The sequence below is a fragment of the Aeromonas rivuli genome (assembly GCF_000820045.1).
GTDB lineage: Bacteria > Pseudomonadota > Gammaproteobacteria > Enterobacterales > Aeromonadaceae > Aeromonas > Aeromonas rivuli.
Genome location: NZ_CDBJ01000055.1, coordinates 1 through 26640 on the forward strand (window position 1 = coordinate 1; position 26640 = coordinate 26640).

At 62.5% G+C, this 26640-nt stretch carries 22 protein-coding genes, 1 tRNA gene and 2 rRNA genes; 10 read left to right on the top strand and 15 right to left on the bottom strand.

Annotated features, from left to right (window positions below):
• Positions 1–19: 19 nt before the first annotated feature.
• The 4 genes from rrf (BN1130_RS13120) (at position 20) to BN1130_RS13135 (ending at position 1621) form a co-directional block, all read left to right on the top strand.
• Positions 20–134 (top strand): 5S ribosomal RNA (gene rrf, locus BN1130_RS13120).
• Positions 135–239: 105 nt separating this feature from the next.
• Positions 240–315, top strand: a tRNA-Thr gene (locus BN1130_RS13125).
• Positions 316–341: 26 nt separating this feature from the next.
• Positions 342–456: ribosomal RNA gene (gene rrf, locus BN1130_RS13130) — 5S ribosomal RNA — on the top strand.
• 184 nt (positions 457–640) lie between these two features.
• On the top strand, positions 641–1621 hold the full coding sequence (locus tag BN1130_RS13135; RefSeq protein WP_042042516.1) for a bile acid:sodium symporter family protein: 981 nt from the start codon (positions 641–643) through the stop codon (positions 1619–1621).
• Between the two features lie 61 nt (positions 1622–1682).
• Here BN1130_RS13135 and ovoA read toward each other — a convergent pair whose 3' ends face one another.
• Positions 1683–3830: a 5-histidylcysteine sulfoxide synthase gene (ovoA, locus tag BN1130_RS13140; RefSeq protein WP_042042517.1), complete on the bottom strand. Its 2148-nt coding sequence runs from the start codon at positions 3828–3830 to the stop codon at positions 1683–1685.
• A 208-nt stretch (positions 3831–4038) separates the two neighbouring features.
• Complete coding sequence (priA, locus tag BN1130_RS13145; RefSeq protein WP_042042664.1) at positions 4039–6246, bottom strand: primosomal protein N'; 2208 nt, start codon at positions 6244–6246, stop codon at positions 4039–4041.
• A 147-nt stretch (positions 6247–6393) separates the two neighbouring features.
• Here priA and rpmE point away from each other — a divergent pair, with 147 nt between their 5' ends.
• From rpmE to BN1130_RS13160, 3 genes are all read left to right on the top strand, one after another.
• The gene (gene rpmE / locus BN1130_RS13150; RefSeq protein WP_042042518.1) at positions 6394–6609 is read left to right on the top strand and encodes a 50S ribosomal protein L31; all 216 of its coding nucleotides are present in this window, start codon (positions 6394–6396) and stop codon (positions 6607–6609) included.
• A gap of 148 nt (positions 6610–6757) precedes the next feature.
• A complete protein-coding gene (locus BN1130_RS13155) occupies positions 6758–8191 on the top strand; it encodes a DUF2867 domain-containing protein (protein ID WP_042042520.1) in 1434 nt (477 codons plus the stop codon).
• A gap of 182 nt (positions 8192–8373) precedes the next feature.
• Positions 8374–9618 carry a malic enzyme-like NAD(P)-binding protein gene (locus BN1130_RS13160; RefSeq protein WP_042042521.1) on the top strand — a complete coding sequence of 415 codons (1245 nt, stop codon included), beginning with the start codon at positions 8374–8376 and terminating at the stop codon, positions 9616–9618.
• An 83-nt stretch (positions 9619–9701) separates the two neighbouring features.
• Here BN1130_RS13160 and BN1130_RS13165 read toward each other — a convergent pair whose 3' ends face one another.
• The 4 genes from BN1130_RS13165 to trmA all read right to left on the bottom strand — a co-directional run bounded on the left by BN1130_RS13165 (position 9702) and on the right by trmA (position 13307).
• Positions 9702–9896 carry a hypothetical protein gene (locus tag BN1130_RS13165; RefSeq protein WP_042042522.1) on the bottom strand — a complete coding sequence of 65 codons (195 nt, stop codon included), beginning with the start codon at positions 9894–9896 and terminating at the stop codon, positions 9702–9704.
• Between the two features lie 55 nt (positions 9897–9951).
• Positions 9952–11277 (bottom strand): two-component system sensor histidine kinase RstB, encoded by a 1326-nt coding sequence (rstB, locus tag BN1130_RS13170; RefSeq protein ID WP_042042523.1) that lies wholly within the window; start codon positions 11275–11277, stop codon positions 9952–9954.
• A gap of 63 nt (positions 11278–11340) precedes the next feature.
• Positions 11341–12048, bottom strand: coding sequence for a two-component system response regulator RstA (rstA, locus tag BN1130_RS13175; protein WP_042042665.1), 708 nt, complete (start codon positions 12046–12048; stop codon positions 11341–11343).
• 152 nt (positions 12049–12200) lie between these two features.
• Entirely contained in the window at positions 12201–13307 is a 1107-nt protein-coding gene (trmA, locus tag BN1130_RS13180) for a tRNA (uridine(54)-C5)-methyltransferase TrmA (protein WP_042042524.1), read from the bottom strand.
• 314 nt (positions 13308–13621) lie between these two features.
• Here trmA and BN1130_RS13185 point away from each other — a divergent pair, with 314 nt between their 5' ends.
• Both BN1130_RS13185 and BN1130_RS13190 read left to right on the top strand, forming a co-directional pair.
• Positions 13622–14782 (top strand): DUF5610 domain-containing protein, encoded by a 1161-nt coding sequence (locus BN1130_RS13185; protein ID WP_042042666.1) that lies wholly within the window; start codon positions 13622–13624, stop codon positions 14780–14782.
• A 258-nt stretch (positions 14783–15040) separates the two neighbouring features.
• The gene (locus BN1130_RS13190; protein WP_232301984.1) at positions 15041–15670 is read left to right on the top strand and encodes a cobalamin adenosyltransferase family protein; all 630 of its coding nucleotides are present in this window, start codon (positions 15041–15043) and stop codon (positions 15668–15670) included.
• A gap of 85 nt (positions 15671–15755) precedes the next feature.
• On the opposite strand, the gene malZ is transcribed toward BN1130_RS13190, so the two are convergent.
• From malZ to BN1130_RS13235, 9 genes are all read right to left on the bottom strand, one after another.
• Positions 15756–17591, bottom strand: coding sequence for a maltodextrin glucosidase (gene malZ / locus BN1130_RS13195; protein WP_042042525.1), 1836 nt, complete (start codon positions 17589–17591; stop codon positions 15756–15758).
• 4 nt (positions 17592–17595) lie between these two features.
• On the bottom strand, positions 17596–18426 hold the full coding sequence (locus BN1130_RS13200) for an HDOD domain-containing protein (RefSeq protein WP_042042526.1): 831 nt from the start codon (positions 18424–18426) through the stop codon (positions 17596–17598).
• Positions 18427–18665: 239 nt separating this feature from the next.
• On the bottom strand, positions 18666–19085 hold the full coding sequence (locus BN1130_RS13205) for an META domain-containing protein (protein ID WP_042042527.1): 420 nt from the start codon (positions 19083–19085) through the stop codon (positions 18666–18668).
• A gap of 227 nt (positions 19086–19312) precedes the next feature.
• Positions 19313–20674 (bottom strand): molecular chaperone, encoded by a 1362-nt coding sequence (gene yegD, locus BN1130_RS13210; RefSeq protein WP_042042528.1) that lies wholly within the window; start codon positions 20672–20674, stop codon positions 19313–19315.
• Positions 20675–20999: 325 nt separating this feature from the next.
• On the bottom strand, positions 21000–21992 hold the full coding sequence (locus tag BN1130_RS13215) for a 2-hydroxyacid dehydrogenase (RefSeq protein WP_042042529.1): 993 nt from the start codon (positions 21990–21992) through the stop codon (positions 21000–21002).
• Between the two features lie 165 nt (positions 21993–22157).
• Positions 22158–22838, bottom strand: a complete 681-nt coding sequence (locus BN1130_RS13220) for an SDR family oxidoreductase (protein WP_042042530.1) — start codon at positions 22836–22838, stop codon at positions 22158–22160.
• Positions 22839–22903: 65 nt separating this feature from the next.
• Positions 22904–23365: a CreA family protein gene (locus BN1130_RS13225; RefSeq protein WP_198135284.1), complete on the bottom strand. Its 462-nt coding sequence runs from the start codon at positions 23363–23365 to the stop codon at positions 22904–22906.
• 43 nt (positions 23366–23408) lie between these two features.
• On the bottom strand, positions 23409–24272 hold the full coding sequence (locus tag BN1130_RS13230) for a hypothetical protein (RefSeq protein ID WP_042042532.1): 864 nt from the start codon (positions 24270–24272) through the stop codon (positions 23409–23411).
• A 162-nt stretch (positions 24273–24434) separates the two neighbouring features.
• On the bottom strand, positions 24435–24821 hold the full coding sequence (locus BN1130_RS13235) for a TraR/DksA family transcriptional regulator (protein WP_005890616.1): 387 nt from the start codon (positions 24819–24821) through the stop codon (positions 24435–24437).
• Between the two features lie 464 nt (positions 24822–25285).
• On the opposite strand from BN1130_RS13235, the gene BN1130_RS13240 reads away from it, so the two are divergent.
• On the top strand, positions 25286–26617 hold the full coding sequence (locus BN1130_RS13240) for a glutamine synthetase family protein (protein WP_042042533.1): 1332 nt from the start codon (positions 25286–25288) through the stop codon (positions 26615–26617).
• Positions 26618–26640 lie beyond the last annotated feature (23 nt).

Genomic DNA, 26640 nt, shown 5'->3' on the forward strand with positions numbered 1-26640 from the left:
TTTCCGGATGAAGTTTTTGCCTGGCGGCCATAGCGCCGTGGACCCACCTGATCCCATGCCGAACTCAGAAGTGAAACGCGGTAGCGCCGATGGTAGTGTGGCATTCGCCATGCGAGAGTAGGACACTGCCAGGCTCCTAATTACGGTCACAGCGATGTGACTGGTCGTGTAACAACGTCAGGTTGTTGCGGACAACAGATTGAGATAACGCACACAGTGTGTTCTTTACCGGTTAGTGTGCTGATATGGCTCAGTTGGTAGAGCGCATCCTTGGTAAGGATGAGGTCCCCAGTTCGACTCTGGGTATCAGCACCAGTTTTAAGTTAGTGATACAGCTTTTGCCTGACGGCAATAGCGCCGTGGACCCACCTGATCCCATGCCGAACTCAGAAGTGAAACGCGGTAGCGCCGATGGTAGTGTGGCATTCGCCATGCGAGAGTAGGACACTGTCAGGCACCTATTTAGAAGAGGCCTCCCATGCGGGAGGCCTTTTTGCTTTCTGCACATGAATCGCCTCACCTTGTTTCGTCTCTTTCTCATCCCCCTCCATCCGGTTAAGCTGATCCCCCTGTCACCGAGGCTCTGAGCCCCGGTTCTCTGACCTCATTTCGGATGAGGTGACTCTGATGGAGGTTGTCTGTGCGTCTGGATCCCTTTACCTGTCTGCTCATCCTGGTGGTGAGTCTGGCCTCTTTCTTCCCCTGTGAAGGTCAGCTGGCCCTCTGGTTTGCCACCCTCACCAAGCTGGCGGTGGCGTTGTTGTTCTTCATGCATGGCGCCAAGTTGTCACGGCAGAACCTCATCGCCGGGCTGGGTCACTGGCGGTTGCATCTGGTGGTGATGGCCAGTACCTTCCTGCTGTTTCCGCTACTGGGGCTGTTGCTTACCCCCCTGGTCCCCCAGTGGCTGAGCCCGGCCATCTACCTCGGTTTTCTTTATCTCTGTGCGCTGCCAGCAACGGTGCAATCGGCGATTGCCTTCACCTCAATGGCGGGGGGCAATGTCTCGGCCGCTGTGTGCAGTGCCTCGGCGTCCAGCATACTTGGCATCTTCCTCTCCCCAATTTTGGTGGGCCTGATGATCGATGTGCAAGGCGCGGAGGTGGACACCTGGCACTCCATCCAGTCCATCATGGTGCAGTTGATGTTACCGTTCGTGGTAGGTCATCTCTCTCGACCACTGATCGCTTCTTGGATCGACTCCCACCGACCACTGATCGGCAAGCTGGATCAAAGTTCCATCCTCCTGGTGGTCTATACGGCCTTCAGCGAGGCTGTGGTGCAGGGTATCTGGCATCAGGTAGGTTGGTATGACCTGGGCAGCATAGTGCTGCTGAGCTGCCTCTTGCTGGCCCTGATACTGGCCTGGAACGTCTGGATCAGTCGTCGGCTTGGTTTTTGCCGAGCAGATGAGATCACCATTGTGTTTTGCGGTTCCAAAAAGAGTCTGGCAAACGGCGTGCCCATGGCCAATGTGCTGTTCCCAGCCGCCAGTGTTGGAGTCATGGTGTTGCCACTGATGATCTTCCACCAGATCCAGCTGATGGTGTGCGCCGTGCTGGCGCGTCGCTACCGAGAGGGTAGTGGTGCTCATGCCGCACTGGCCGATGGCCGCGAGTGACTAGAAAGCAAGCCCCGCTCGAGCGGGGCTTTTTGTTATCCGGATGTGAGCGAAGGGGGGATCAGCGCTTGCGCCAGATGGTGAGCTGGGCAAGGGTGTGCTGATGTTTGCGGGCCGTCTCGCGAATGACGAAGGGAATATCGCGTGGTTCGCATAGCTCTTCAAACTCCGCGGCCAGCAAGCGTTGCAGTGCTTGATGGGTGCTGAGTGCTTCACCATTCTCACGCACACCACCTAGCCAGTTGGCCTTGGGGGTGTACTCCTCGAGCCAGGTGTAAGGGCTGGTGAGCATCAGCAGACCGCCGGAACGCAATCTGGGTGAGATGTCGCGCAGGAAGCGGGCAGGCTCACGCAGCCGATCGATAAGGTTGGAGGCGAGCACCAGATCGTAGTGATCGTATTTTGGTTTGAGGTTGCAGGCATCCCCCTGGCTGAAGTGGATGCGCGCGGCCTGTGCGGGGCCGAGATCATGTTCGGTGAGACGCGCCTCGCAATATTGCACCAGGTCTCCCTCCTGGGGCAGGGCGTAACGAAAGCTGTCCTGCTTGGCAAGGGAGAGGGCGACATCGATGAAGCGGGCCGAGTAATCCACTCCATCCACATGTTGGAAGTGGCGGGCCAGCTCGAAGCTGGCGCGGCCGGTGGCGCAGCCTATGTCGAGCGCCCTCTGGCGGTTGCTGCACAGTTCGCTGGCGATATCGGCCAGGGTCTTGGCGTAGTTGGCCACGCCAAAATGGCTGGGACCGTACTGGAAATCCAGATATTGGGCCACTAGGGCATCGGTTTCGTAAGGGTTCACTATGACGGGTTCCTGATAGCGGGAGACCAGATAGCGGAAACCCGCATGCTGGAAGAAGTGGCGGCGAAAGGCATAGCGAGCCGATTTGAGCGCCTCGTTGCCGGTGGAGATCCAGCTTCCCCCCTTGATCAGCGTGTGCTTGCCGTCGAAGGTGGGGGTGGAGAAATCATCGTAGAGAGGGTGAACCTGGAATCCCTCGAAGCCGTCGATGGCGGTGCCTGTCCACTGCCAGACGTTGCCGACCAGATCGCAGAACTCACCCTGGGGGAACATATCGACCGGACAGGGGGAGGCGAAACCGGCCAGATTGATATTGCCAGGGGCCCGATGCCAATCGGGTTGATCCCCAGCCAGTTGCTCCCGTAGCCGTGCCCACTGCGCCTCGCTCGGCAGCTGGATGGGCAGCCCGGTCTTGGCCGATTTCCAGCGACAGAAGGCGGCAGCCTCCAGCTGGTTGACCTCTACCGGCCAGTCCCAGGGCATGGCAACCACTTCGGTCATCAGCCGCAGTTGCAGCTGATCGGGGCTTGCCAGTTCGCCGAGCCAGAAGCTGGGCATCTGGGCCCCGGCGTATTGGCGCCAGCCCCAACCCTCCTGATCCCACCAGGTTTGCGTCTGATAACCGCCATCCTGCACGAAGGCAAGGTATTCGCCATTGCTCACCAGCAGGCGGCTGGCCTGGAAGGCCTCGATGTCAAGGCTGCGAGTGCCATATTCGTTGTCCCAGCCATAGGTATCATCGCGCTTGCCTAGCGTTATCTGGCCCCCGGTTATCGGTAACAAGCTGTTGCCTGGCACTTCGCTCAGGTGGTGGCGCGCCCGTTGGCAAGCGGGCCAATAGGGCTGGCTGCGCACCCAGTCCAGTGGCAGCTGGCGGATCAATACGCTCGAGGTTTCGAGGTGGATGCGCTCATGCTCTATGCCCATGAGGATCACCCAGGCCGGGCTCTGCCAGTCGATGGGCAGAGTGATGGGCATCTGATTGATGAAGTCGATGACCCGGGCGCGCACCTTGCCGCGATAGCTGCGCAGCGCCTCCACCCTGGGCCAGTCATAGTGAGTCTCGTCAAGATCGTCCCAGCTCATTTCGTCGACGCCGATGGCGACCATGGCCTCTATGTCGGCGTCGATACGCCTCTCGATGAGGCGGGCGGCCAGCAGCTTGTTGATGAAGAAGGCGGCCGTGTGGCCGTAATAGAAGATCAGCGGATGGCGCAGGGAGATGGCCTTGCTGAACCAGGCTCGGGGGTCGGCCAGGCAATCGAACAGGCTGTCATAGAGATCGAAGGTCTGACAAAAATAAGTGAGAATTTCACGGCGTTTGACCTCCGGATCCTGACCGGTCAGCAACAGGGTACGGGTCGGCTCGGGCAGCTCCGTGGTGGTCACGCTAAGAGTGGCTGGGATCACGCTCTGACTCCTTGTCTGAATTCTGGTTATCGAAAGAGAGCTATATACGCATCAGATGTCAGTTATGGGTCAATAGACCCGACTCACGGCGAAAAACGTGCATTTGGCCCTTGAGCATAGCCAATGACGAGGCGGGCTTGCTGCTTGGCAATATGGGATTGGGGCTGGTCCCAGCGACCCTTAACCCCTTGGGCCCGCTTAACTTAGCTCAATTGAGTTCGGTGGGATCTATGTCCAGGCTCCAGCGCACCTTCTTGGTTTCGGTCCAGCCATCCAGCTCCTTCACCGCCCAATCCAGCAGCTGGGCCAGGGGGGCCCGGTTCGGCCCCTGCACCAGCAGCTGCATCCGGAACTTGCCCGCCTTGCGCTCCATGAAGCCGCTGATGGGGCCCAGCACCTGCACATGGGGATAGCGGGCGCTGCGCAGGGTATCGGCGAGGCGGGTGAGGAACAGCTGCACCTCGTCCCGGCCGGTGGCCTCGGCCCGGAACAGTCCCTGATAGCTGAACGGCGGCAACCCCAGCAGGCGGCGCTCCTTGAGCGCCGTGTCGGCGAAGTGGCCGTAACCGTTCTGGGTCAAGTCCTGCAGCAGGGCGTGCTCGGGGTGGTGGCTCTGCAACACCACCAGCCCGGGCTTGCTGGCGCGACCGGCCCGGCCCGCCACCTGGGTGTAGAGCTGGGCCAGCTTCTCGGCGGCGCGAAAATCGGCGGAAAACAGGGCGCCATCCACATCCAGCAGACCCACCAGGGTTACGTCCGGGAAGTGGTGGCCCTTGGCCAGCATCTGGGTGCCGATCAGGATCTTGTACTTGCCCGCCTTGATGTCGCCGAGATGGGTCTCCAGCTCGCCTTTGCGGCGGGTGTTGTCCCTGTCGATGCGCACCACAGGGTAGTGGGGGAAAACGGTAGTGAGCAGCTGTTCAAGCTGTTCTGTGCCGACCCCTGAACCGATCAGCTCGTTGCTGCCACACTCCGGGCAGCTATGAGGCAGCGGGCGCACGCTGTCGCAGTGGTGGCAGTGCAGCCGCCGTCCGGCCTGATGCCAGGTGTACCAGGCATCGCAACGCTCGCAGGCGGCGCTCCAGCCGCACTGGTGGCAGATCAGCGACGGTGCATAGCCACGGCGGTTGAGAAACAGCATCACCTGGTTGCCGGCCGCCAGGTGCGACCCCATCAGCTGCTCCAGCTGGGGGGAGAGCCCGGCCTGCAGCCGCACGCTCTTGATGTCCAGGATCACCTGGCGGGCGGTCTGGGCGTTGCCGGCGCGCCGGGTCAGGCTGAGGTGGTGGTACTTGCCGGTGCGGGCATTGTGCAGCGTCTCCAGCGAGGGGGTGGCAGAGCCGAGCAGGATTGGGATACCGGCGCGATGGGCCCGCATCACCGCCAGATCCCGGGCGTGATAGCGAAAACCATCCTGCTGCTTGAAGGAACCGTCGTGTTCCTCGTCGATGATGATGATGCCGAGGTTCTTGAACGGGGTGAACACCGCGGAGCGGGTGCCGATCAGGATGGCGGCGCCGCCGTCGCGGCAGGCGAGCCAGGCGTCGAGCCGCTCCCTGTCGTTCATGGCTGAGTTCATCGCCACCACGGGCACCTGGAAGCGGCGCCGGAAGCGGTTGATGGTCTGGGGGGTGAGACCAATTTCGGGCACCATCACCAGCGCCTGTTTGCCCGCCTTGAGCAGGGGCTCGAGGATGCTCAGGTAAACCTCGGTCTTGCCCGAGCCAGTGATGCCATCGAGCAGGAAGGCGCCGAACTGATCGCTCTGACTGGTGATGGCGGAGACCGCCAGCGCCTGCTCGCCGTTGAGGCGCAGCCCCTCCCCCGCCTCGAAGCGACTCGCCCAGTCCCCCTCATGGCTCGGCTCCAGGCTGCGTCTCTCCAGCAACCCCTTCTTCTCCAGGGCGGTGAGCGCCGCACTCTGGATCTCTTCGAGCTTGAGGGCGGAGGGGGTCTGGGGTCCCTTGCGCAACAGGGCCAGGGCTTGCTGCTGCTTAGGCGCGCGCTTGAGCTCGTTGAGATCGACTGCCATCCCGGCTTCGGTGGCAAACCAGAACTCCAGCTCGCGGTAGGCGGTGGGTTCCCCCTTGCGCACCAGCGCCGGCAAGGCGTGGGGCAGCACCTCTCCCAGGGGATGCTGGTAGTAGTTGGCACTCCAGGCCATCAGCGCCAGTATGTCCGGGCCCAGCACCGGCTCGCTGTCCAGCACCCGTTTTATCGGTTTGAGCTTGGCGCGGGGCACCTGACTCTCGGCCGGGTGATCCACCACCAGGCCGACCAGGGTCTGGGGGCCAAAGGGGATCTCGACCCGGCAACCGGGCGCAGGCAGGGGCAGGGGGGAGAGATAGTCGAAATGACGGCGAAGAGGAACCGGCACTGCGACACGAACCAGATCAAGCGTTTGCGATGAATCCACCAAGGGTTGCCTATTTTTTCTGCGAAGCCACTTGCCTGCTATCAGGCATTTCCTATATTATTCGCAGCCTTTGAAACTGTGTTCAACAATCGTGTGGTGTCCGACAAGAGATCGGATGGCGACACGGCCTGATAATTGAGGTTGTCCATGAAAGCTAATATCCATCCTGAGTACGTCGCCATCACCTGCAAATGTTCTTGCGGTAACGTCATCAACACCTTCTCTACTCTGGGCAAAGATCTGAGCCTGGACGTATGCTCCGCCTGCCACCCGTTCTATACCGGCAAGCAGAAAGAAGTTTCTAGCGGCGGCCGCGTAGACAAGTTCAACAAGCGTTTCGGTGGTCTGACTGCCAAGAAGTAATCTTACTTCTGAAGAATCCTGAAAAGGGCGCCCATCGGGCGCCTTTTTTGTTGCCCGGCGTTCTGTATTGGTCCGGATTACCCTATGGTGAGGGGCGGATCATGGCAAGGGCCATGACGGGGTGGGTTGAGATCTAAGGAGCGTCGGGATGAGAAGTTGTCTGGTGATGGGGGCGGCCGGTTATATCGGATCTCATTTAGTGCCCTATTTGCAGGAGGCGGGGCACAGGGTGATCGCCGGGGCCCGTCGCCCCTGTCGCCTGCCTGCCGGGGTTGAGTTCCGCCTGGCCGATGTGCTCAAGCCCGATAGCCTGCCTGAAGCCCTGGCCGGGGTGGATACCGTCTTCTATCTGGTGCATGCCATGGGGGCCGGTGCCAACTTCCATCGCCTCGAGCAGCAGGGGGTGAAGAATTTTGCCGCCGCCGCCCATGCCGCCGGGGTGCGCCGCATCATCTATCTGGGCGCCATCCAGCCTGAACAGTGCAACAGTCGCCACCTCAACTCCCGCCGCCACTGCGGCGAGCTGTTTCGTGCCTCCGGGGTGCCGACGGTGGAGTTGCGTTCCGGCATCATCATAGGGCCCGGTTCGGCGGCGTTCGAGGTGATGCGGGATCTGGTGTTCAACCTGCCGCTCATGGTCACGCCGAAGTGGGTGCGCTCCCGCACGCCGCCCATCGCCCTCTCCAACCTGCTCCACTACCTCGGCGGTCTGGTGGAGGCCGAAGGGGTTGATGGCGAGGTGCTCAACGCCGTGGGCCCGGAGCTGCTCAGCTACCAGCAGCAGTTGCAGCGCTTCGCCGCCCATATCGGCAAACGCTGCCCCATCATTCCCATTCCCTTGCTGACCCCGCGGCTCTCCGCCTGGTGGCTGCAGTTTGCCACCTCGGTGCCCCAACCAGTGGCCAAGGCCCTGGTCGGTGGCCTAAAGCACGACATCCCGGCCGATGATGGCCCCCTGCGAGCCCTGCTGCCCCAGACCCTGCTCAGCTTCGACGAGGCGCTGACCGAGAGTCTGGCGCTGGAGCAGAGGCTGGGTGCCGAGCAACAAGGGGAAGAGACGCCCCTGGGACTGCGCTGGCGCCATCCCGAGTACGGCTTCTATGACAGGGTGGCCAGCGGCACCGCTCTCTCTCTGGCACCTCCTGAGGCGCTCTGGCAGGTGCTGCAAGGGCTGGGAGGAGAGCAGCGTTACTTCTACATGAATAGCCTCTGGGCCATTCGGGAGTGGATGGATGCGGCCATCGGCGGCCCGGCCCTGACCCGTGGGCGCACCAACCCGGACCGTTTCGTGAAGGGAGACATGCTCGACTCCTGGCAGATCATCGGCGTGGAAGAGGGGCGCAGGCTGGCGTTGCTGTTCAACATGAAAGCGCCCGGGGTGGGGCGGCTCGAATTTTCTATCACCCCCGAACCCTCCGGCTTGACCCGGCTGACGGTTGCGGCTCACTGGCACCCGCAGGGGGCATGGGGGCTGGCTTACTGGCTCGCCATGCTGCCCTTCCATCTGTTTATTTTCCAGGGGATGACGGAGGCGCTGGCGCGCCAGGCAGAAGAGTTGGTCGGCATTCCCGTGATGGACTGAAACCACATCTACGACTAAATGGGTAGTTATGGCCAGCATGGATTGCTGTTGAGTATGGGCTTAACAGCAATTTGGCGATATTTTCTGCTGGGAAAGCCCCGCTCTTTTCTTTATGATCCCAGCCCCTCGCCCAGGGCGAGTCACGCTTTCTCCCTTAATTCATCCATTGCCTCGGGGTTCCCATGTCCGATCTGCGTCAGCAAGCGCTCGATTATCACGCTCAACCAGTTCCCGGCAAGATTGCCATCGCCCTCACCAAACCGGCCGAGACGGCGCGGGATCTGGCGCTGGCCTACAGCCCTGGCGTGGCCGAGCCGGTGCGCGAGATAGCCGCGAATCCGGATGATGCCTATCGTTACACCGGCAAGGGCAACCTGGTTGCCGTCATCTCCAACGGCACCGCCATCCTGGGGTTGGGCAATCTGGGGCCGCTGGCTTCCAAGCCGGTGATGGAGGGCAAGGCCTTGCTGTTCAAGCGCTTCGCCGGCATCGACGCCATCGACATCGAGGTCAAGCACGAGACCAGCGCGCAGTTCATCGACACTGTGGCGGCCATCGCCGACACCTTCGGTGGCATCAATCTGGAAGACATCAAGGCGCCGGAGTGTTTCGAGATCGAGCAAGCGCTGATCGCCCGTTGCGACATTCCTGTGTTTCACGATGACCAGCATGGCACCGCCATCGTCACCGCTGCCGGCCTGCTCAACGCCCTGGACATTCAGGGCAAGAGCCTGCCTGAGAGCCGCATCGTCTGCATGGGTGCGGGCGCGGCAGCCACCGCCTGCATGGACTTGCTGATCACCTGCGGCGCCCAGCCACAGAACATCTTCATGCTCGACCGCCAGGGGGTGATCCACGCAGGTCGCACCGATCTCAACCAGTACAAGCAGCGCTTCGCCAACGACACGCCGCTGCGCACCCTGATGGAGGTGATCGAGGGGGCAGATGTGTTCGTCGGCGTCTCCGGCCCGGATGTGCTGCCGGCCGAGGCGGTTGCCCTGATGGCACCGCGCCCGGTGATCTTCGCCTGCTCCAACCCGGATCCCGAGATCAAGCCCGCCCTGGCCCACGGGGTGCGCGATGACCTCATCATGGGCACGGGCCGTTCCGACTATCCGAACCAGATCAACAATGTGCTCTGTTTCCCCTTCATCTTCCGCGGTGCCCTGGACGTGCGTGCCAGCCGCATCAACGATGCCATGAAGGTGGCTGCGGTAGAGGCGCTCCGCGCCCTGGCCAAGGAGCCTGTACCGGCCGAGGTGCTGACCGCCGCCGGGGTGAATGCGCTCAGCTTTGGCAAGGATTACGTCATTCCCAAGCCGATGGATGCCCGCCTGCTGCCCAAGGTGGCCCGTGCCGTGGCCCTGGCCGCGGTAGCCTCCGGGGTAGCCCGCATTGCGCTGCCGGTTGACTACATGCTGGATTGAGCCCAGGTTGTCAGGTTGGAAATAACAGAAGGGGCCCCGTGATGGGGCCCCTTCTCGCTTAAGGTGACGCCGAACCGTGGCGATCAGGCCTTGGGTGCCGCCGCAGCGGATTTGACCTTGGCAGGGGCGACGGCGGTGTGAGCCGCCTTGTGATGCTTTTTCACCACCTTGGTCTGGGTCGCGTGAGGGGCGGCGGCCTTGGTCGGGGTGGCCGCCATGGTGAAGCCGGAGGTCAGGGCGAAGAGAGCAGCCAGGCTCAGGGGGATCAGCTTTTTCATATTCCAGTTCCTCGTTCGGTTTGATGACATGGAGCGTTTCTCCATGGACGTCATCCTAAGGCTGCTCCCGATCCGTTTCAGTGAGTGGCTGGTGACGGTTTGTATCCAAATGTACCGGCAGCCTGAGGCAGAAGCGGGCCCCCGTCTCGGCGGGCAGCAACTGTACCTCGCCGCCATGGTGGCGGGCGATGCTGCGCACTATGGCGAGCCCTAAGCCCGCGCCGCCGGTGCGCCTGTCCCGGCTGCGATCCAGCCGCACGAAGGGCTCGAAGATCTGGGGCGCCAGGGCAGAGTCTATGCCGGGGCCGTCGTCGCTCACCTCCAGCAGATAGTGATCCTGCTGCCGACTCATGGTGAGGCTCACCCGGCTGGTGGCATGGCGCAGGGCGTTGCCGATGAGGTTCTCCAGCGCTCTGTCCAGCAGGCGGATGTCGCCGCGCCAGGGCAGGGGATGGGCGGGACGCTGGAGGGTGAGTCGTCTGTCCGGCCGCAGTGCCTGCCAGTCAACGAGGCGGCTCTGTGCCCAGTCGTCCAGCTCGACCTCGCTGCATTGCAGGGGCAGCTCGGGCCTATCGAGCCGCGCGTAGGTGAGCATCTCCTCGATGAGGGCATCCAGCGCGCCGAGGTCGCGCTCCAGCCCCTGCTGCTCTGCGTCATCCGGTTGTGGATCCAGCATGGCGAGCCGGTAACGGAGTCTGACCAGCGGGGTGCGCAGCTCATGGGCGATGGCATCGGTCAGCTGTTTGCGACTGGCCAGCATGGCTTGCAGCTGTTCGGCCATGTTATCGAAGGTCCGACCGACCTGGCCCAGACTGCTGCCGGGGGCCAAGCCGGTGCGGCTGGAGAGATCCCCGGCGCCCACCCGGCGTGCGCTCTCTTCCAGACGTTGCAGGCCGCGCCAGTGGGGACGCAGCCAGAGCAGGATCGGCAGGCCGAGGGAGAGGCCGATGAGCAGCAACAGGCCGATGTCGACCCAGTGCAGTTCGTGCAGGTAGGAGAGGTAGGGCACCGGGCCGACGATCAGAGCCTGGTCGGTACCGGGGATGCGTTGCAAGAAGGTGTCATCCTCCTCGACGATGACAATGTTGCCTGCTGCCAGGAAGGCTTGATCCTCGTTGGCGAGCGGCTGCCTGGTGAGGGCGCCTGTCTGCAACGGCAGGGCGAGCTGACGGCTCTGTTCCGTCATGCGGGCGGGCCAGTGCTCTGGAGGCAAGCGAGCCAGTTCACCGGTGAGCAGACCGAGGCTGCCTTGCATCATCCGCTCCAGATAGCGGTCACCGGCCCGCTCGGCACTGACCTGGTAGACCAGGCCGATCAGCAGGATGGCCAGGGTGAAACAGCCGATCAGCAGCAGGTAGAACTGGATAAACAGGCGGCGCATGGGCGTTCTTCCTCTGGGCAGAAGTGGGGGCTGGCCGTCGGCACTGGGCCGCCAGGCGCCCGATTAGTCCCAGGCCTGGGGGACCAGCAGGTAGCCCTTCTGGCGTACCGTCTTGATCCGGGTCGGATGGGTGGTGTCATCGCCGAGCTTGCGACGCAGGCGCGAGATGGCGACATCCATGCTGCGGTCCTGGCCGTCATAGTCGCGACTGCGCAGGTTGCGAAACAGCGCCTCCCGCCCCAGGATCTGGCCCGCATGGCAGGCCAGCTCCCACAAGAGATCGAAGTCGCTGGTGGAGAGCGGGATGCTGTTGCCATCGAGGCGCACGTCCCGCCCCGGGCCGTCGATGCGCAGGCGACCGAATTGCAGGCGCTGGGGCGGCGTGATGAGGGCGGCCGATTGCGGCACCTGCCCCTGCTGGCGGAACTGGACTCGCAGCCGGGCCAGCAGCACGGGGGGCGGCGTGGTCTTGAGGATGTAGTCGTTGGCCCCGAGCTCCAGACTGAGGATCTGGTTCATGTCGCTGTCCAGCGAAGTGAGCATGACGATGGGGCCGGCAAAACGTGGCCGCAGATCCCGGCACAGGGAGAGACCATCCAACCCTGGCAGCATGATGTCGAGCAGCACCAGATCCGGCCGCTCGGCCAGGGCTCTGGCCAGCGCCAGATCGCCCCGGGTTTCCAGCAGGACGTCGATATCGTGGCGGCCGAGCCAGCTGCTGATGAGCTGGCCTATCTCGGGATCATCTTCAACAAACAGAACGCGTGGCATGGCGGCGTGGTCCCCGGCGATGGCGCGAATGCGCTTGTCGCCAGCATAACGGCTGCGCCAGCGCTCTGCACCGGGATAACTAATCAAAACAGGGCCCGCGGGCCCTGTTGTCATTATGCCTGTCGAGGGGGATCGATGTGTCCCCTGTGGCATCAGCCCGCCTTGCGACGCAGGTAGATGCCCGCTTCCATATGATGGGTCCAGGGGAACTGATCAAACAGGGCGAGGCGGGCCACCTCGTGGGTCTCTCCCAGGGCCTGCATGTTGTCGATCAGGGTATCCGGATTGCACGAGATGTAGAGGATGTTGTCGTACTCCTGCACCAGCTTGACCGTGGCCTCATCCAGCCCGGCGCGGGGGGGATCGACGAAGATGGTGTTGCACTGGTAGGCGGCGAGATCTATGCCCTCCAGGCGATTGAACGTCCGTTCGCCACGCATCGCCATGGTGAACTCCTCGGCGGACATGCGCAGTATGATCAGGTTCTCCACGCAGTTGGCGGCGATATTGAACTGGGCAGAGGCCACGCTCGGTTTGGCGATCTCGGTGGCCAGCACCTTGCGGAAATTCTGGGCCAGGGCGATGGAGAAGTTGCCGTTGCCGCAATAGAGCTCCAGCAAGTCCCCCTCGCTGCCCCGGGTCACGTCCTGGGCCCAGCCCAGCATCAGCTGGTTAATCTCGGCGTTGGGCTGGGTGAAGCTGTTTTCCACCTGCTGGTAGATGAACTCCCGACCCTGCACCTTCAGGGTCTCGACCACGAACTCTTCCCCCAGGCAGATCTTCTGCTTGTGGGCCCGACCTATGATGCGCACGTCAAAACCCTGCTCCTGCAAGCTGGCACGCAGCACCTCGGCGGCAACCTGCCACTGGTCGTCGAGGCGACGATGATAGAGCAGGCTGATGCAGAGCTGGCCGGAGAGGGTGGAGAGGTAGTCTATCTGGAACAGCTTGAAGCGCAGCGCCTTGACCGGGCGCAGGCCCTCCAGCAGGGGCTGCATCACCTGGTTGATCAGGGCGCTGGCGGCCGGGAACTGATCGACCCGGATGCGCTCGCGACTCTCCTGATTGAACATCACATGGTAGAGGTCATCCTTTTCATGCCAGAGGCGAAACTCGGCTCGCATCCGATAGTGCTCGGCCGGGGAGGCGTAGACCTCGAGGGCAGGAGGATTGAAGCCGGCAAACAGGGCCTGCAGGCGCTGGGCCTTGGCCGCTAACTGGGCCTGATAAGCAGCCGGGGTTCGCTCGGATTGGGTCATGACATACCTCGAGATGCGGCCGATGGGGCCGGGCAGAAAGCGGTGGGCGGCACAGGGCCACCCAAAGGGGCATGATTTTAAAAGTCAGCCGCAGATTGTCCAGTTTTTTATGGTCAATAAGTAGCCGGTCAGTTTATTCCGCAGGATGAAGATGGGGAGCGCTGCGGGGAGTGCGACCTTATGGTCGCTAAATCCCCCCTTTGCCTGCTCGATGGCAGGAGGGATCCGCAGAGGAGGGCGAGATCATTTTTGTGGTCAAGAAGCGGTCGTCCTGGCCGATAAGCTGCTAACGGGGATTGTATGAGGAAGTCATGATGCAGATGGATGGCATGGGGGCGGGTCAGCCCAGACGGATGAGTGGCGAGGTACGCACCGATGAGGCGCGCCATGGCAAGGCCGGCGAGACACCGGGCAAGGCGTTGGCCAATGCTCCTGCGAGCGACGCCAGCAGCAGGCTCAGTGATGACGAGGTGATCCTGAACCGGGCACCGCGCTGGGCGCAGGGACTGGTGCAGCAGGCGTTGCAGTTCCATCTTCAGGTCAACGGCAAGGGCTATCAGGCACCCAGGGTCGAGCCGGTAAAAGAGATCACCCCGGAGACTCTGTTCGACTTCCAGGCGGTGGCCGACAACGTGCTGCAATTCGTGACCGGCCGACTCGGCGCGGCGCGGGCCGATGGCAAGTCCGACGAGGCCCTTGCGGACATGATGGCCCAGGCCCGCAAGGGGGTGAACATGGGCTTTGCCGATGCTCGCCAGCAGCTGGGTGACAAGGCGACCGACAACGAAGATATCAAGACCGGCATCGATCAGAGCTACAAGCTGATCCAGGACGGGCTGGATCAGTTCGAGCAAGCGTTCTTCGGGGAAGTGTCAAATGTGGATATGAAGGCGGCCGAGATGGCCGATCGCCAGCAGGGCACCCTGGAGATAGAGACCCGGGATGGGGACAGGGTGATGCTGCGCTTCAACGACAGCTGGCAGCTCAAGTCCCAGGAGCAGGGCAATGCCAGCCAGTTCAGCCTCAAGTTGAGTCAGAACTTCAGCTTCTCCCTCGAAGGGGATCTGGGGGATGCCGAGCTTGCCGCCATCGGCGATCTGGTCAAGGGACTCGACTCCCTGGCGGACCATTTCTTCAACGGCAAGCTGGGTCAGAGTCTGGATCCGGCCCAGCTGCCCGGGCTGGATGACGGCCAGCTGGTGGCCTACTCCCTGCGTCTCAAGCAGTCGAGCCGCCTCAGCCAGAGTTATCAGGGCAGCAGTGCCCTGCAGCAGAGTCTGGCTCCCCTGGCGGACTATCTGCCCAGGCTGGCGGGCTGGCAGCAACAGGCCGATGCCCTGTTGCCGGAGCGTCAGCAGCAGGCGCTGACGCCGACCGTGCTGGCGGCGCGCGGGGACGATGCCAGCCAGGAGGCCAGCTTCATCGACACCAACCAGCGTCTGCTCAACGCCTATCGACTATTGGGCACCACCTGAGGCTTTGATGAGGGCGTCAGGGGGCAGCTTCATGGCCGCTAATCAGCGTCTGCTCAGCGCCTATCGACTCTTAGGCACCGCCTGAGGCTTTGGTGAGGGAGTCTGGGGGGCCAGCTTCATGGCTGTTAATCAGCGTTTGCTCAACGCCTATCGACTATTGGGCACCACCTGAGGCTCTGATGAGAGAGCCGGGCGCGCCGGTTTGCCTGGGGCGCGCCGGGCTGGCACACTGCGACTTTTCCCGTGAGTGAGAATGTCATGGACCAGCAGTCAGAATCCAACCCGGCCCAGGATGAGCCGGGTGCGGCCCCTTCAGAGCGGCAACCTGTGCAGCAATCCGCGCGCCAACGCAGCCACAAGCGCCCGAAAGACATCCGCGAGCTCTGCTACCCCTTCATCTACGAGACCCAGTTCCAGTGCGACTACGAGATAGCGACCGATGAACTCTGCTGTCAGGTCGGGGGGGTCATGGCCATGCTGCCCGGGGAGCGCAACGAGGGAGAGGCCGCCGTGTTTGCGGATCTCGACCAGCTGCAGCGGCTTATCTACAACCTCAACGGCTCGGTACGCGGTCGGCTCGGCATCTTCGAGGAGGACATAGCCTGGCTCAAGGCGCGTTACGATTTCTACAACGAGGCCAGCCGTGGCCGGGTGACCGGCTTCGTGCTGCCCCGCGGCCCCCAGCCGATCCCGGCCCTGCATCTGTGCCGCTGTGCCAGCAAGAAGGTGGTGCGCCTGCTGGTGCGCCTCGAAGAGAGCGGTGTCTCGTACGATCCCATCTTGCCGCGCTTTGCCAACCTGCTCGCCAACTTCTTCTTCGTGCTGACCGTCTTCCTCAAGCAGGAGTGGCAGGTCCCCGAGGTGAGCTACGTCAGCATCAACTACTGAGCCCTGTGTCACCCCACAAAAAAAACCGGAGCCCAGGCTCCGGTTTTTTGATGGTCCATGTCCGGGTCTGGCCCCGCCGGACTGACTAGCTGGAGAGCAGCACCCGGGCAGAATTGGCCGGTATGGTCAGGTGCAGCTGGCCCTGTATCACCTCGAACTTGTCGCCGTTGAAGGCGTCGGTGAAGCGGCTGGCGGGGCTGGCTGTCTGCCACAGGGGCAGGCGGATGGTACGCGGCTCGCTCGGGTGGCGGTTGCAGGCCACCACCACCTGATCGCTTTGCAGGGTGCGGGCGAACACATAGCTGTGAGGGCCGGCGTAGAGGGTCTGGATGTCGCCCCGTCGCAGGGCGGGACGCTGGCGGCGCAGCTGGATCAGGCGGCGATAGTGATCGTGCAGCACATGATCCCAGTCCGTGCTGTCCCAGGGGAAGCAGCGGCGGCAGTCGGGGTCATTGCCGCCGGAGAGGCCCACTTCGTCGCCGTAGTAGATGCTGGGCGTGCCAATGTAGGTGAGCAGCAGGGTGGCGGCCAGCATCATCCGTGCTCTGTCTTCACCGAGCAGATGCAGGAAGCGCGCGGTGTCATGGCTGTCCAGCAGGTTGAACTGGGCGAGCTGGTTCTTGAAGGGGACATGGGCCCGGGCCAGTTTGAGCCAGGTGTCCAGCTCGGCGGCGCTGATCTTGATGGGGTGATAGGCGATATCCTGCCCGGCCAGGAAGGCGCGGATCGGGTGGGCGAAGCCGTAGTAGTTCATGGCGCCGTCCTCCTGATCCCCCTGCAGCCACTGGCTCGCCTCGAAGAAGTGCTCGCCAAGCACATAGGCGTCGGGATTCTCCTGCTTGAGGGTATGGCGGATGGCGCGGACATGGCCTGGATTGCCCTCGGCGGTGCCGCGCTCCCCCAGCATGTGGATGACGTCGAAGCGCCAGCCATCTATCTGGTAGGGCGGCCGCATCCAATGGCGCAAGATGGCGTCTTCGGCGCGATAGACGGCGTCCTGCACCTGCTCGCTGGCAAAATCCAGCTTGGGCAGGCTGCGGATCCCCTTCCAGCTCACATAGTCCCCCTCCTGATCGAAGGTATAGAACTTGCGAAACGCCGAGTCCGGATTACCCATGGCCCCCTGGGGCGGGCAGAACCAGGGGTGCTGGGTCGAGGTGTGGTTGACCACGGCGTCCAGGATGATGCGCATGCCGCGCTGGCGCAGGTTGCGGGTCAGTTCGGCCAACCGCTCGTTGCTGCCCAGATGGGGGTCGACGCTGTAGTAGTCCTGGGTGTCGTACTTGTGATTGCTCGGCGAGGCGAAAATGGGGTTGAGATAGAGCGCGGTCACCCCGAGGGAGTGCAGGTAGTGCAGCTTGGCGTCTATCCCCGCCAGGTCGCCGCCATAGAACTCGCAGCTGGCGGTGCCTTCACCCTGCTGGCTGACCGGCTCGCCCCAGGCCTTGCTGATCACCGCCTTGCCGCCGTACTCATACTCGTGATGACGCACGCTCAAGGCGGGATCGCCGTTGCAGAACCGGTCGGGGAAGATCTGGTAGAACACCTGATCCTGCACCCAGGTTGGCGGCTGGTGGCGGCTGTTGTAGCGAAAATGCTGCTCGCGGGGCGGCACCGAAGGGCTTGTCCCGGCGCCGTGCAGCCACCACTGGCCCTCGTCGGTCAGGCACTTGAAGCAGTAGAGCTGCAGATCCTGCCCCTGCGTCAGAGGCAGTCTGACCTGCCATATTTTCAACCTGTCCCGGCTCGCAACCTGAGCCATGGGCAGCAGATACTCCTCGTTATCCGGCTCGTGGCGCAGCCAGACCTCGCGAATGGGGGCGGTTTGCTCGCAGAACAGGGTCAGCAGCAGGGAATCGGGCCCTTCCTGAAACCAGGGGGCCGCCTGAGGGTGAAACAGAAACGGGATATCTTGGGTCATAGGCTCACTGGGTCAGGAGTTCGGCGAGGGCGTTGCCCTGCTCATGGAGCGTCTCAAGCTGCGCCGCCAACTGGCTGATATCCAGCCCCAGGGGCTTGGCCAGCGGGGTCGGGAAGCGGGCTATGATGGTCTGGGCCGGGACGCCGGCATGCCAGGCGAAGGAGACGAATACCGCCAGCCGGATCAGCAGGGCATCGCGGCTGACCGGTTGATGGGCAAGGGGGTCGAGTTGCTGGTCGATGGCGACCACGAAGGCGGGCGCCAGCTGCCAGCGCCGGGCCAGCTCGGCGCCGAGCTGGGCATAGTCGTAGCCGAGCATCTCGCGTTGGGCATCGACCCGGCTGCTGCCCTGCTGCACCGCCAGATGGATAAGCTCCGCCTCTTCGGGCAGGGCACTCTGGATCAGCAGCTCCCCAATGTTGTGGATGAGGGCGCAGGTGAAGGCGGTCTCGGGATCCATCTCCTTGGCTTGCTGGGCCAGGATGCGGGCTATGGTGGCGACCTGAAAGGTCTCGGTCCAGAAGCGGTGCTTGTCGAAGCTGGGGGGGGCCTTGAAGCTGCCAATGATGCTGGACGCCACGACCAGGGAGCGCAAGCGGTTGAAGCCGAGCCGGATCACGGCCTGCTCGATGGAGGTGACCTCTTTGCCCCGGCACAGGGCGGCGGAGTTGGCGAGGCGAAGTACCTTGACGCTGATCACCTGGTCCATGGCGATCTTGGCGGCTATCTTGTCGATCTGGGCATTTTCATCCCCGAAGCTCTGCATCAGTTCGTGAAGCAGCTGGGGTATGGTGGGCAGTTGTTTAATCTTGTCAAACAGGTGATCCATCGACATGGGGGCCGCCTCCGTTGCGTGCACTGCCCATATTGTGCCACATACTGTGGCCTTGTTCCTGATGCGCTGTCCATTATTGCGCGACAGAGCGGCCGTGGCCGTGCTCCTGTTTGTGGTGGCCTTGGGTCGAGGAGCCCGGGTTTAGTAGACCCAGTCGCGCAACGTGTATTCCAGACGATGTCGTTTTCCCTGCAGGATCAACCGCTGGGTGTCGCCCTCCAGCGTGGAGGAGCCCGGGTTTAGTAGACCCAGTCGCGCAACTTGTATTCCAGACGATGTCGTTTTCCCTGCAGGATCAGCCGCTGGGTGTCGCCCTCCAGGGTGGCGCCCTGTTGCAGGGTGTCGAGCACGGCCTGCTCTATGGTGTCGAGGGGGGCCAGGCAGGCCATGCTGGTGCTGCCGAGGTTGGTGACCTTCAGCCGATCGCCCTTGAGGCGACCCTGACCGAAGTAGCGGTTGCAACCGGCGATGCCGTTGACGGTGAAGTGTTCGCCTATCTCGAGATCCGGCCTGTTGCGAGCAGGCACTGTGATGGGTTGATCATCCAGCTTGTCCAGCACCCAGTGGTGGTGCATGAGGTCCTGGCGGCTCAGTTGGGGGGCCGAGCTGCAACCGCCGAGCAGGAGCAGGGCGAGCACCAGCAGCAAAAATCTGTACATGGGAGGGCTCCGCTAATAAGTGCCCTAAGGATAGCGTCAGGGAGAGGGTGGGGGCAGGGGCGCAGGGCGCTCCCCCGACCGCTTCTGTCGCCCCGAGACGACCTGGGAGCCTCTCATGACTGGATGGGTGCCGATAGCGGCCAAGCCAGACGCCACTGCCCGGAAATAGATGCGGCGACCCTGAGGTCGCCGCTTTTTTGCCGCTATGGGCCTGAACTCCAGCTGGGTCAAGAGCCAAACAGCCGCTCGGCGTAACGGGCCAGGCCGGAGGCGACCGAGCCGAAGTCGTCGCCGCCATCTACCGGGATAGCGGGCAGCTTGGCGTTGATGTAGGTCTTGATGAGGGGGGAGCGGGCGCTGCCGCCAGTGACGAAGACGCGATCCGGCATGACCCCGGCGGCGGCAATGGCTTCGTCCATCAACTCCCCGATCTTCTCCAGCAAGGGGGCGGCCGCCGCGGCCAGCTGATCCCGGGTCAGTTCGGCGTGCAAATCCCGCTCCAGCTCGGTGAGTGGCTGCTGGCAGTGTGTCTGATCCGAGAGGCTGATTTTGCCCTGCTCGGCGCGCCAGACCAGCTGGTGGCTGAGTTTGTGGGCCCGCAGTCGCGTGAGGCGTCCCAGCTTGCTATCCGGCTGGCTGTCGAGCTGCAGCTCTTGCAGGGAGCGCGCCGTCTCCAGGCTGTAGAAGCGGCTCTGGGCGCTGACGTCATTGATGGCGGCCGCATCCCAGAACAGCGGATGGGGCAGCGGCTTGCCGGTCTTGAGGGTCTCATGCATGCCGAGCAGGGGCATCATGCCCTCGACGGTGAGGCGGATATCGAAGTCGTTGCCGCCGATGCGCTGACCGCTGTGGCCGAGCAGATCGCTGCTGCGATCCAGCCTGTCTCGATAGCCGGGGCCCATGCGCAGCATGGAACAGTCGGTGGTACCACCGCCGATATCCACTACCAGCACCACGGCATCCTCGCTGAGGCGAGCCTCGAACTCGAAGCCGGCGGCCACGGGTTCGTAGAGGAATTCCACCTGCTCGAAGCCCGCCAGTCTGGCGGCCTCGCTGAGGATGGCGATGGCCTGGCGGTTGCTCTCCTCCCCTGCCAGTCCCTGGAAGTTGACCGGGCGACCGATCACGGCGCTGCGCACCGGCTGGCCGAGCTGCTGCTCCGCCTCTTGGCGCACGTGCAGCATCATGGCGCAGACGATGTCTTCAAACAGCGCTATCTGTGGCGGTTTGAGGCCGTAGGCACCGAGGAAGGACTTGGGCGACTTGATGTAGTAGCCCTCATCCGGGGCTTCCAGATAGCGCTCCAGGGCTGCGCCACCGAAGCTGAGTTCGTCGATCAGTCCCTCGTCCCGCATCTGGCGGCGTACCGACTGGGCACGCTGCACCACAGGGCCGCGCAGCTTGAGGTAGCTTTGTTGCTGCGTCGGAGAGAGCCCTTCGGCGAGCAGACCGGCGATGGCATCCCGGTGCGGAGCGTGCAGGGTAGAGGGCAGGTAGTGGGAGGCGCCGAGGGACAACAGTCTGGGGCTGCCTTGCTCCATCACGGCGACGGCGCAGTTGGATGTGCCGTAATCGAATCCGATAATCATGGGCGGCGGGCTCCTGTCTAAAAAGGGGCCGGACAGCCTAACGAATTGCGCCGACTCTCACAAGTCGGCGCTGGATATTAGAAAGAGTGGTGCTCGCCTGCCAGAGGCGAGCCGGGGCGGCCTGCCTCAGGACTCGACCTCGTTGTCGCTGCGTCCATCCTGACAGATAGCCTGGATGTTCCGAGGGTGGTGGCGGCCCTGAGGGACGTGCCGGGGCGGCTTGCCTCAGACATCAACCTCGTTGGGGCAGCTCCCGCTCTGTGCTATGGCCTGGATGTTGCCGAGAGTGGTGTCGACCCTGAGGGACGTGCCGGGGCGGCCTGCCTCAGGACTCGACCTCGTTGTCGCTGCGGCCCTGGCTCTCGATGGCCTGGATGTTGCCGAGGGTGGTGTCGGCGATGGCGTGCAGGGCTTCGCGGGTCAGGAAGGCCTGGTGGCCGGTGAACAGCACGTTGTGGCAGGCGGAGAGGCGGCGGAACACGTCATCGGTGATCACCTCGTTGGACTTGTCTTCGAAGAAGAGATCTTCCTCTTCCTCGTAGACGTCCAGCCCCAGGGCGCCGATGCGGGAGGTCTTGAGGGCCTCGATGGCGGCGTTGGAGTCGAGCAGGCCGCCCCGGCTGGTGTTGATGATCATCACCCCGTCCTTCATCTTGGCGAAGGCCTCCTTGTTCAGCAGGTGGTAGTTCTCCTTGAACAGGGGGCAGTGCAGGCTGATGACGTCGGACTGGCGCAGCAGGGTGTCGATGTCCACGTACTCGGCGCCCAGATCGATGGCCGCCTGGTTCGGGTAGGGATCGCTGACCAGCAGGCGCATGCCGAAGCCCTTGAGGATGCGCAGGGTGGCGATGCCGATCTTGCCGGTGCCTATGATGCCGGCGGTACGGCCGTGCATGTTGAAGCCGACCAGGCCTTCCAGAGAGAAGTTGGCGTCGCGGGTGCGCTGGTAGGCCTTATGGATGCGGCGGTTGAGGGTCATCATCAGGCCGACGGCGTGCTCGGCGACCGCCTCGGGGGAGTAGGCAGGCACCCGCACCACTTTCAGCCCCAGCTCCTTGGCGGCGGCCAGATCCACGTTGTTGTAACCGGCGCAGCGCAGGGCGATCACCTTAGTGCCGTTGGCGGCCAGCTCGGTCAGCACCTCCCGGTCGGCGTCATCGTTGACGAACAGGCAGACCACGGGGAAACCATGGGCAAGGCGCGCCGTCTTGGTTTCCAACCGCACATCGAAGAACTCCAGCTCGAAGCCATACTGGCTGTTGGCCTGGTGGAAGTGTTCCTTGTCGTAACTCTTGGTACTGAACAGGGCGACGCGCATCGTTGAATCTCCAACTTGGGTTATGTGGTTAATTTACAACAAGGAGGCGAGCACGGCACCTGAAACCGCTGCCGACTCACCATGGTGACGAGAGCTTGGGGTTGTTTTGATGAAAACCAACCAGACTGTTGGGGTTGCGCCGCCTCGGAAATCGGCCACGCTGATTTACTCCAGCTCCACCTGTGGGCGGAAGGTCATCTCGTGCATCACCACATCGTCTGGCAGTGAGAGCAGTTGCACCAGGGTGCGTGCCACACTGGCGGGCTGCATGTATTGCGGCCTGGCCTGGGCACGAAAGCTGGTATCTGTGCCCCCCGGGTAGAGGGTGGTGACCTTGATGCCATGGGGCTGGGCCTCCTTCATCATCACCTGACTCAAGCCAGCGAAACCTTGCTTCATGGCGGTGTAGACCCCCATGGTTTCACTGCTGCGCTTGGCGACCGTGCTCACCACGTTGATGAGATAACCCTGGCCGCGGGGCTGCATCGACTTGAGCGCCTCCCGTGCCAGCAGATACGGGGCGCGCAGGTTGATGGCGTATTGCTGGTCAAACTCCTCCAAGGTGGTGTCCACCAGGGGGGCCTTGCGGCTATTCATGCCGGCGTTGTTGATCAGCACGTCTATGGGGCCAAGGGCCTGCTCGGCGCTGGCGTAGAGGGCGAGCAGGGCGACCGGATCGGCGAGATCCGCCGTCTCCCCCAGGCAGCCGGTCTCCCGCTTGAGGCGGGTCAGGGCCTCCTGGTTGCGTCCGGTGGCAAAGACCCGGTAACCCTGCCGGGTCAACTCTTCCACCAGGGCATAGCCTATGCCGCTGGTGGCGCCTGTTACCAATACGGTCTGGTACATCTGCAACTCCACATTCTGTGCAACGATCGGGTTTGGCGCCCGGGGATCACCCGGGCAGCGGCACGCTATCCCCAGGGCATGATGGGCACGGCGCTGACCGCGCTCTTGTAGGAGCCGTCAATCAGCTTGGTGCTGTAGGTGAGATAGACCAGGCTGCCCCGCTTCTTGTCGAAGAAGCGCACCACTTTTTGCTCCTTGAACACCAGCGAGGTGTTGACGTCGAACACCTCCTCCCCCTGTTTCAGCTGGTCCGGTACGGCAATGGGGCCGGTCTGATGGCAAGAGAGGGAGGCGTGGGAGGGATCCTCGGCCAGACCCAGTCCGCCCTTGACGCCCCCCGTCTTGGGACGAGCCAGATAGCAGGTGACGCCGGCAATGTCCGGGTCATCGAAGGCCTCGATCACTATCTTGTAATTGGGTCCGAGCAGCTTGAAGGCGGTGCTCACCTCGCCGACCGTATCGGCCTTGCCATGGGCCAGGGCGGGGAGCAGCAGGACGGCGGTGAGCAGAGTGTTCAGGAAACGCATGGGTCTCTCCATATCGGCATCAATAACGGATGGGCAGCGGTCGTTACTGACCCTGGCTGGGGGGATAATCCCAATACTGGGCCGGAATAGTGCGCAGCAAGGGGGTCATGTCCGGGTTGGCCAGCTTGATGGTGGTGCGACCGGCCAGATTGGCGCTGGCCAGGGCGGTGCGAATGGCCGGGTTCTCCCGGAAAAAGCGCATGAAGCTGCCATCGGCGTAGGCGGACTCCAGCCCCTGGGTGAGGGCCTTGGCCAGTTTGGGGTATTGAGGACTGACGAAGAAGAACTCGGCGAAGGGGTAGCGGATCAGCAGGTGCTGCTCTACTACCAGATTCGGATATTGGCTCGCCAATTCCCGCTGTTCGGCGAAGATCTCCACAATATTGCGCGGGAAGAAGTCGAGTCGGCCGCCGTCATTCATCAGGCGGAATAGATTGGTGAAGCGGGTCATGTAGGTGGGGATGCCTGCCGCCTGATAGATCTTGTTGTCGGACCAGCCGATGCCTTGGGCGGCTCTCATCTTCTTGAGCTGCTCCAACGTCTCTATCTGGCTGAACTTCTCCTGATCCTTCTCATGGATGAAGGAGAGTCTCAGCCCCTCCAGGCCGCGAAACAGCGGCACAGGCACCGCCAACATGGCAGACTCCAGGGCGCTGGAGGTGCCCATCCAGAACAGATTGATGGTTTTGCCGGTTTTGAGCTGCTGTTGCAGGGTGAACTGGTTCAAGTCGACATCGACCTGCTCTATCTTGAATGCTTGCCCCGAGTGGCGCAGGGCCAGATCCAGCAGCTTGAGCTGATAGTCACTGTCTAGGTGGTTGACGGGACGCTTGGGGATCTTGACCACGAGATCTTGCGCCTGAGCCAGCAAGGGCAGGCACAGACACAGGGTGATGAGCCATTTCACTGTCTGCTCTCCTGAAGAGTCTGGGAAACTGTCCGGAGTCTAACAGAATAAAGTGCTATCGCCTCGTGTGGAGCGCTCGCTGGTTGGTGACGGGTGACGGGTGACGGATGGCAAGGAGAGAAAACAACCCGGCCCCGGTGCATGACCTGGGCCGGGCATATATCAAGCGACGCGGCGGAATACGTGAGTGTCGTTGAATTCCTTGGTGCTCTGGCATTCAACGCAGTAACGGGATTCCGGGCGGGCCTGCAGGCGCTTGAGAGAGATCTCGTCGCCGCAGGACTCGCAGTAGCCGAAGTCGCCCTCGTTGATGCGACGGATGGCTGCCCTCAGCTTGCGCAGGTGCAACTTGTCGTGCTCGATACGGTTGAGCTCCAGGCGGCGGGCCTCTTCGATGCTGGCCCGGTCAATTTCATCAGCCATCTCGTTGGTATCGGTGGCGATGGCCTGGCTGGCCTGGGAGTTGAGGCGCTCTTCGAGTTCTGCAATTTGCGCCTCCATCTGTCCCTTGTAGTAGGCCAGTTGGTCTTTTGTCATGAAATCACACATAAGGTTTACCAGTCAGTTACTAACCCAATTTTCCGTAGTTATGGGGGCGGTCTGCGCGCAGTCCAAGCCCTGTGTCCTCGATTTACCACTGATCCTGATGAAAAGCGTGCAAATCAGGGCGGGCCTTGTACCAAAAAAACGGCAGCAAGCAAAGCTCGGTGAGCGAAGAGTGTGCGCCTTTGCAAATAATCGGTGGGGAGAGGACGGGTTCTGACTGAGCACGAGTCGCTACGACGATCCTTGTCGGCACGGGGTGGCGCCTGAGGTTTGCTTCCTGTGAGTGTTTAGTATTTCGCATCGAACTGGTCATTATCCAGACGGTTATTTATTGTTTTTTAAACAGACCTGCTTGACAGACGCCATAACGGCGGGCTTTTATGGAGTCGGAGATTACATATCTGCAACAGGGGTGTTCCATATATTAGACACCCCTGCCAATGACAACCGTCAAGTCGGGGTTTAACATGGACAGTATCAAGGGTTGGATGGATGCCAACCGAATCACGGAAGTGGAATGCCTGATACCGGATTTCACCGGCAACGCCCGGGGAAAGATCATTCCGGCCAGCAAGTTTCTGCGTGAGGGTGGCATGCGCCTGCCCGAAGTTATTTTCATCCAGACAGTGACCGGGGATTACCCGGATGACGACAGCATGATAGACCCGCTGGAGCGGGACATGCACCTCTTCCCCGATCCCAACACCATACGTTTCGTGCCCTGGGCGCTGGAACCCACCGCCCAGGTGATCCACGACTGTTTCGACACCAGCGGCAACCTGATCGACATAGCGCCACGCTCCGTATTGCGCCGGGTGCTCTCCTGCTTCGACAAGCAGGGCTGGAAACCCGTGGTCGCGCCCGAACTGGAGTTCTATCTGGTCAAGCGCAACGAAGATCCTGACTACCCCCTGGTGCCGCCGGTGGGCCGCAATGGCCGCCCGGAGACGGCTCGCCAGTCATTCAGTATCGATGCGGTCAACGAGTTCGATCCCATCTTCGAGGACATGTACGACTACTGCGAGGCCCAGAATCTGGAGGTCGATACCCTGGTCCACGAGTCCGGTGCCGCCCAGATGGAGATCAACTTCCTCCATGGGGATGCCATCGAGTTGGCCGATCAGGTGTTCCTGTTCAAGCGCACCATGCGTGAGGCCGCGCACCGTCACGGCATCTACGCCACCTTCATGGCCAAGCCGATGAGCGACGAGCCGGGGTCGGCCATGCACATCCACCAGAGCCTGGTCGATAGCGAAGGGCGCAACCTGTTTGGCACTGAGAATGGCGGCAACACCGAATTGTTCCTGCACTTCATCGCCGGCTTGCAGAAATACACGCCTGCAGTGACGGCGTTGCTGGCACCGAACGTCAACTCCTACCGCCGTCTGACGTTCGGTGAGAGTGCGCCACGCAACGTGCAGTGGGGGGTGGAGAACCGCACCTGCGGCCTGCGCGTGCCTTATTCCGAGACCAGTGGCCGTCGGGTTGAGAACCGTTTCGCCGGCGCTGACGCCAACCCTTATCTGGCGCTGGCCGCGACCCTGGCCTGTGGCTATCTCGGCATGCAGGAGAAGCTCATGCCCCTGCCCGAGATGAAGAGCAGCGCCTACGACCTGCCCTATAGCCTGCCACGTACTCTGGAGGAGGCTCTGAGCCACCTGGAACAGTGTGAACCCATCAAGGAGATGCTGGGTGAGCGCTTTGTTGAGGCCTTCGTGGCGGTCAAGCGCAAGGAGTACGAGACCTACTTCGGGGTGATCAGTCGTTGGGAGCGTGAGTTCCTGCTGCTGAACGTCTAGCCCCACATCAGGGGAGGCCGACA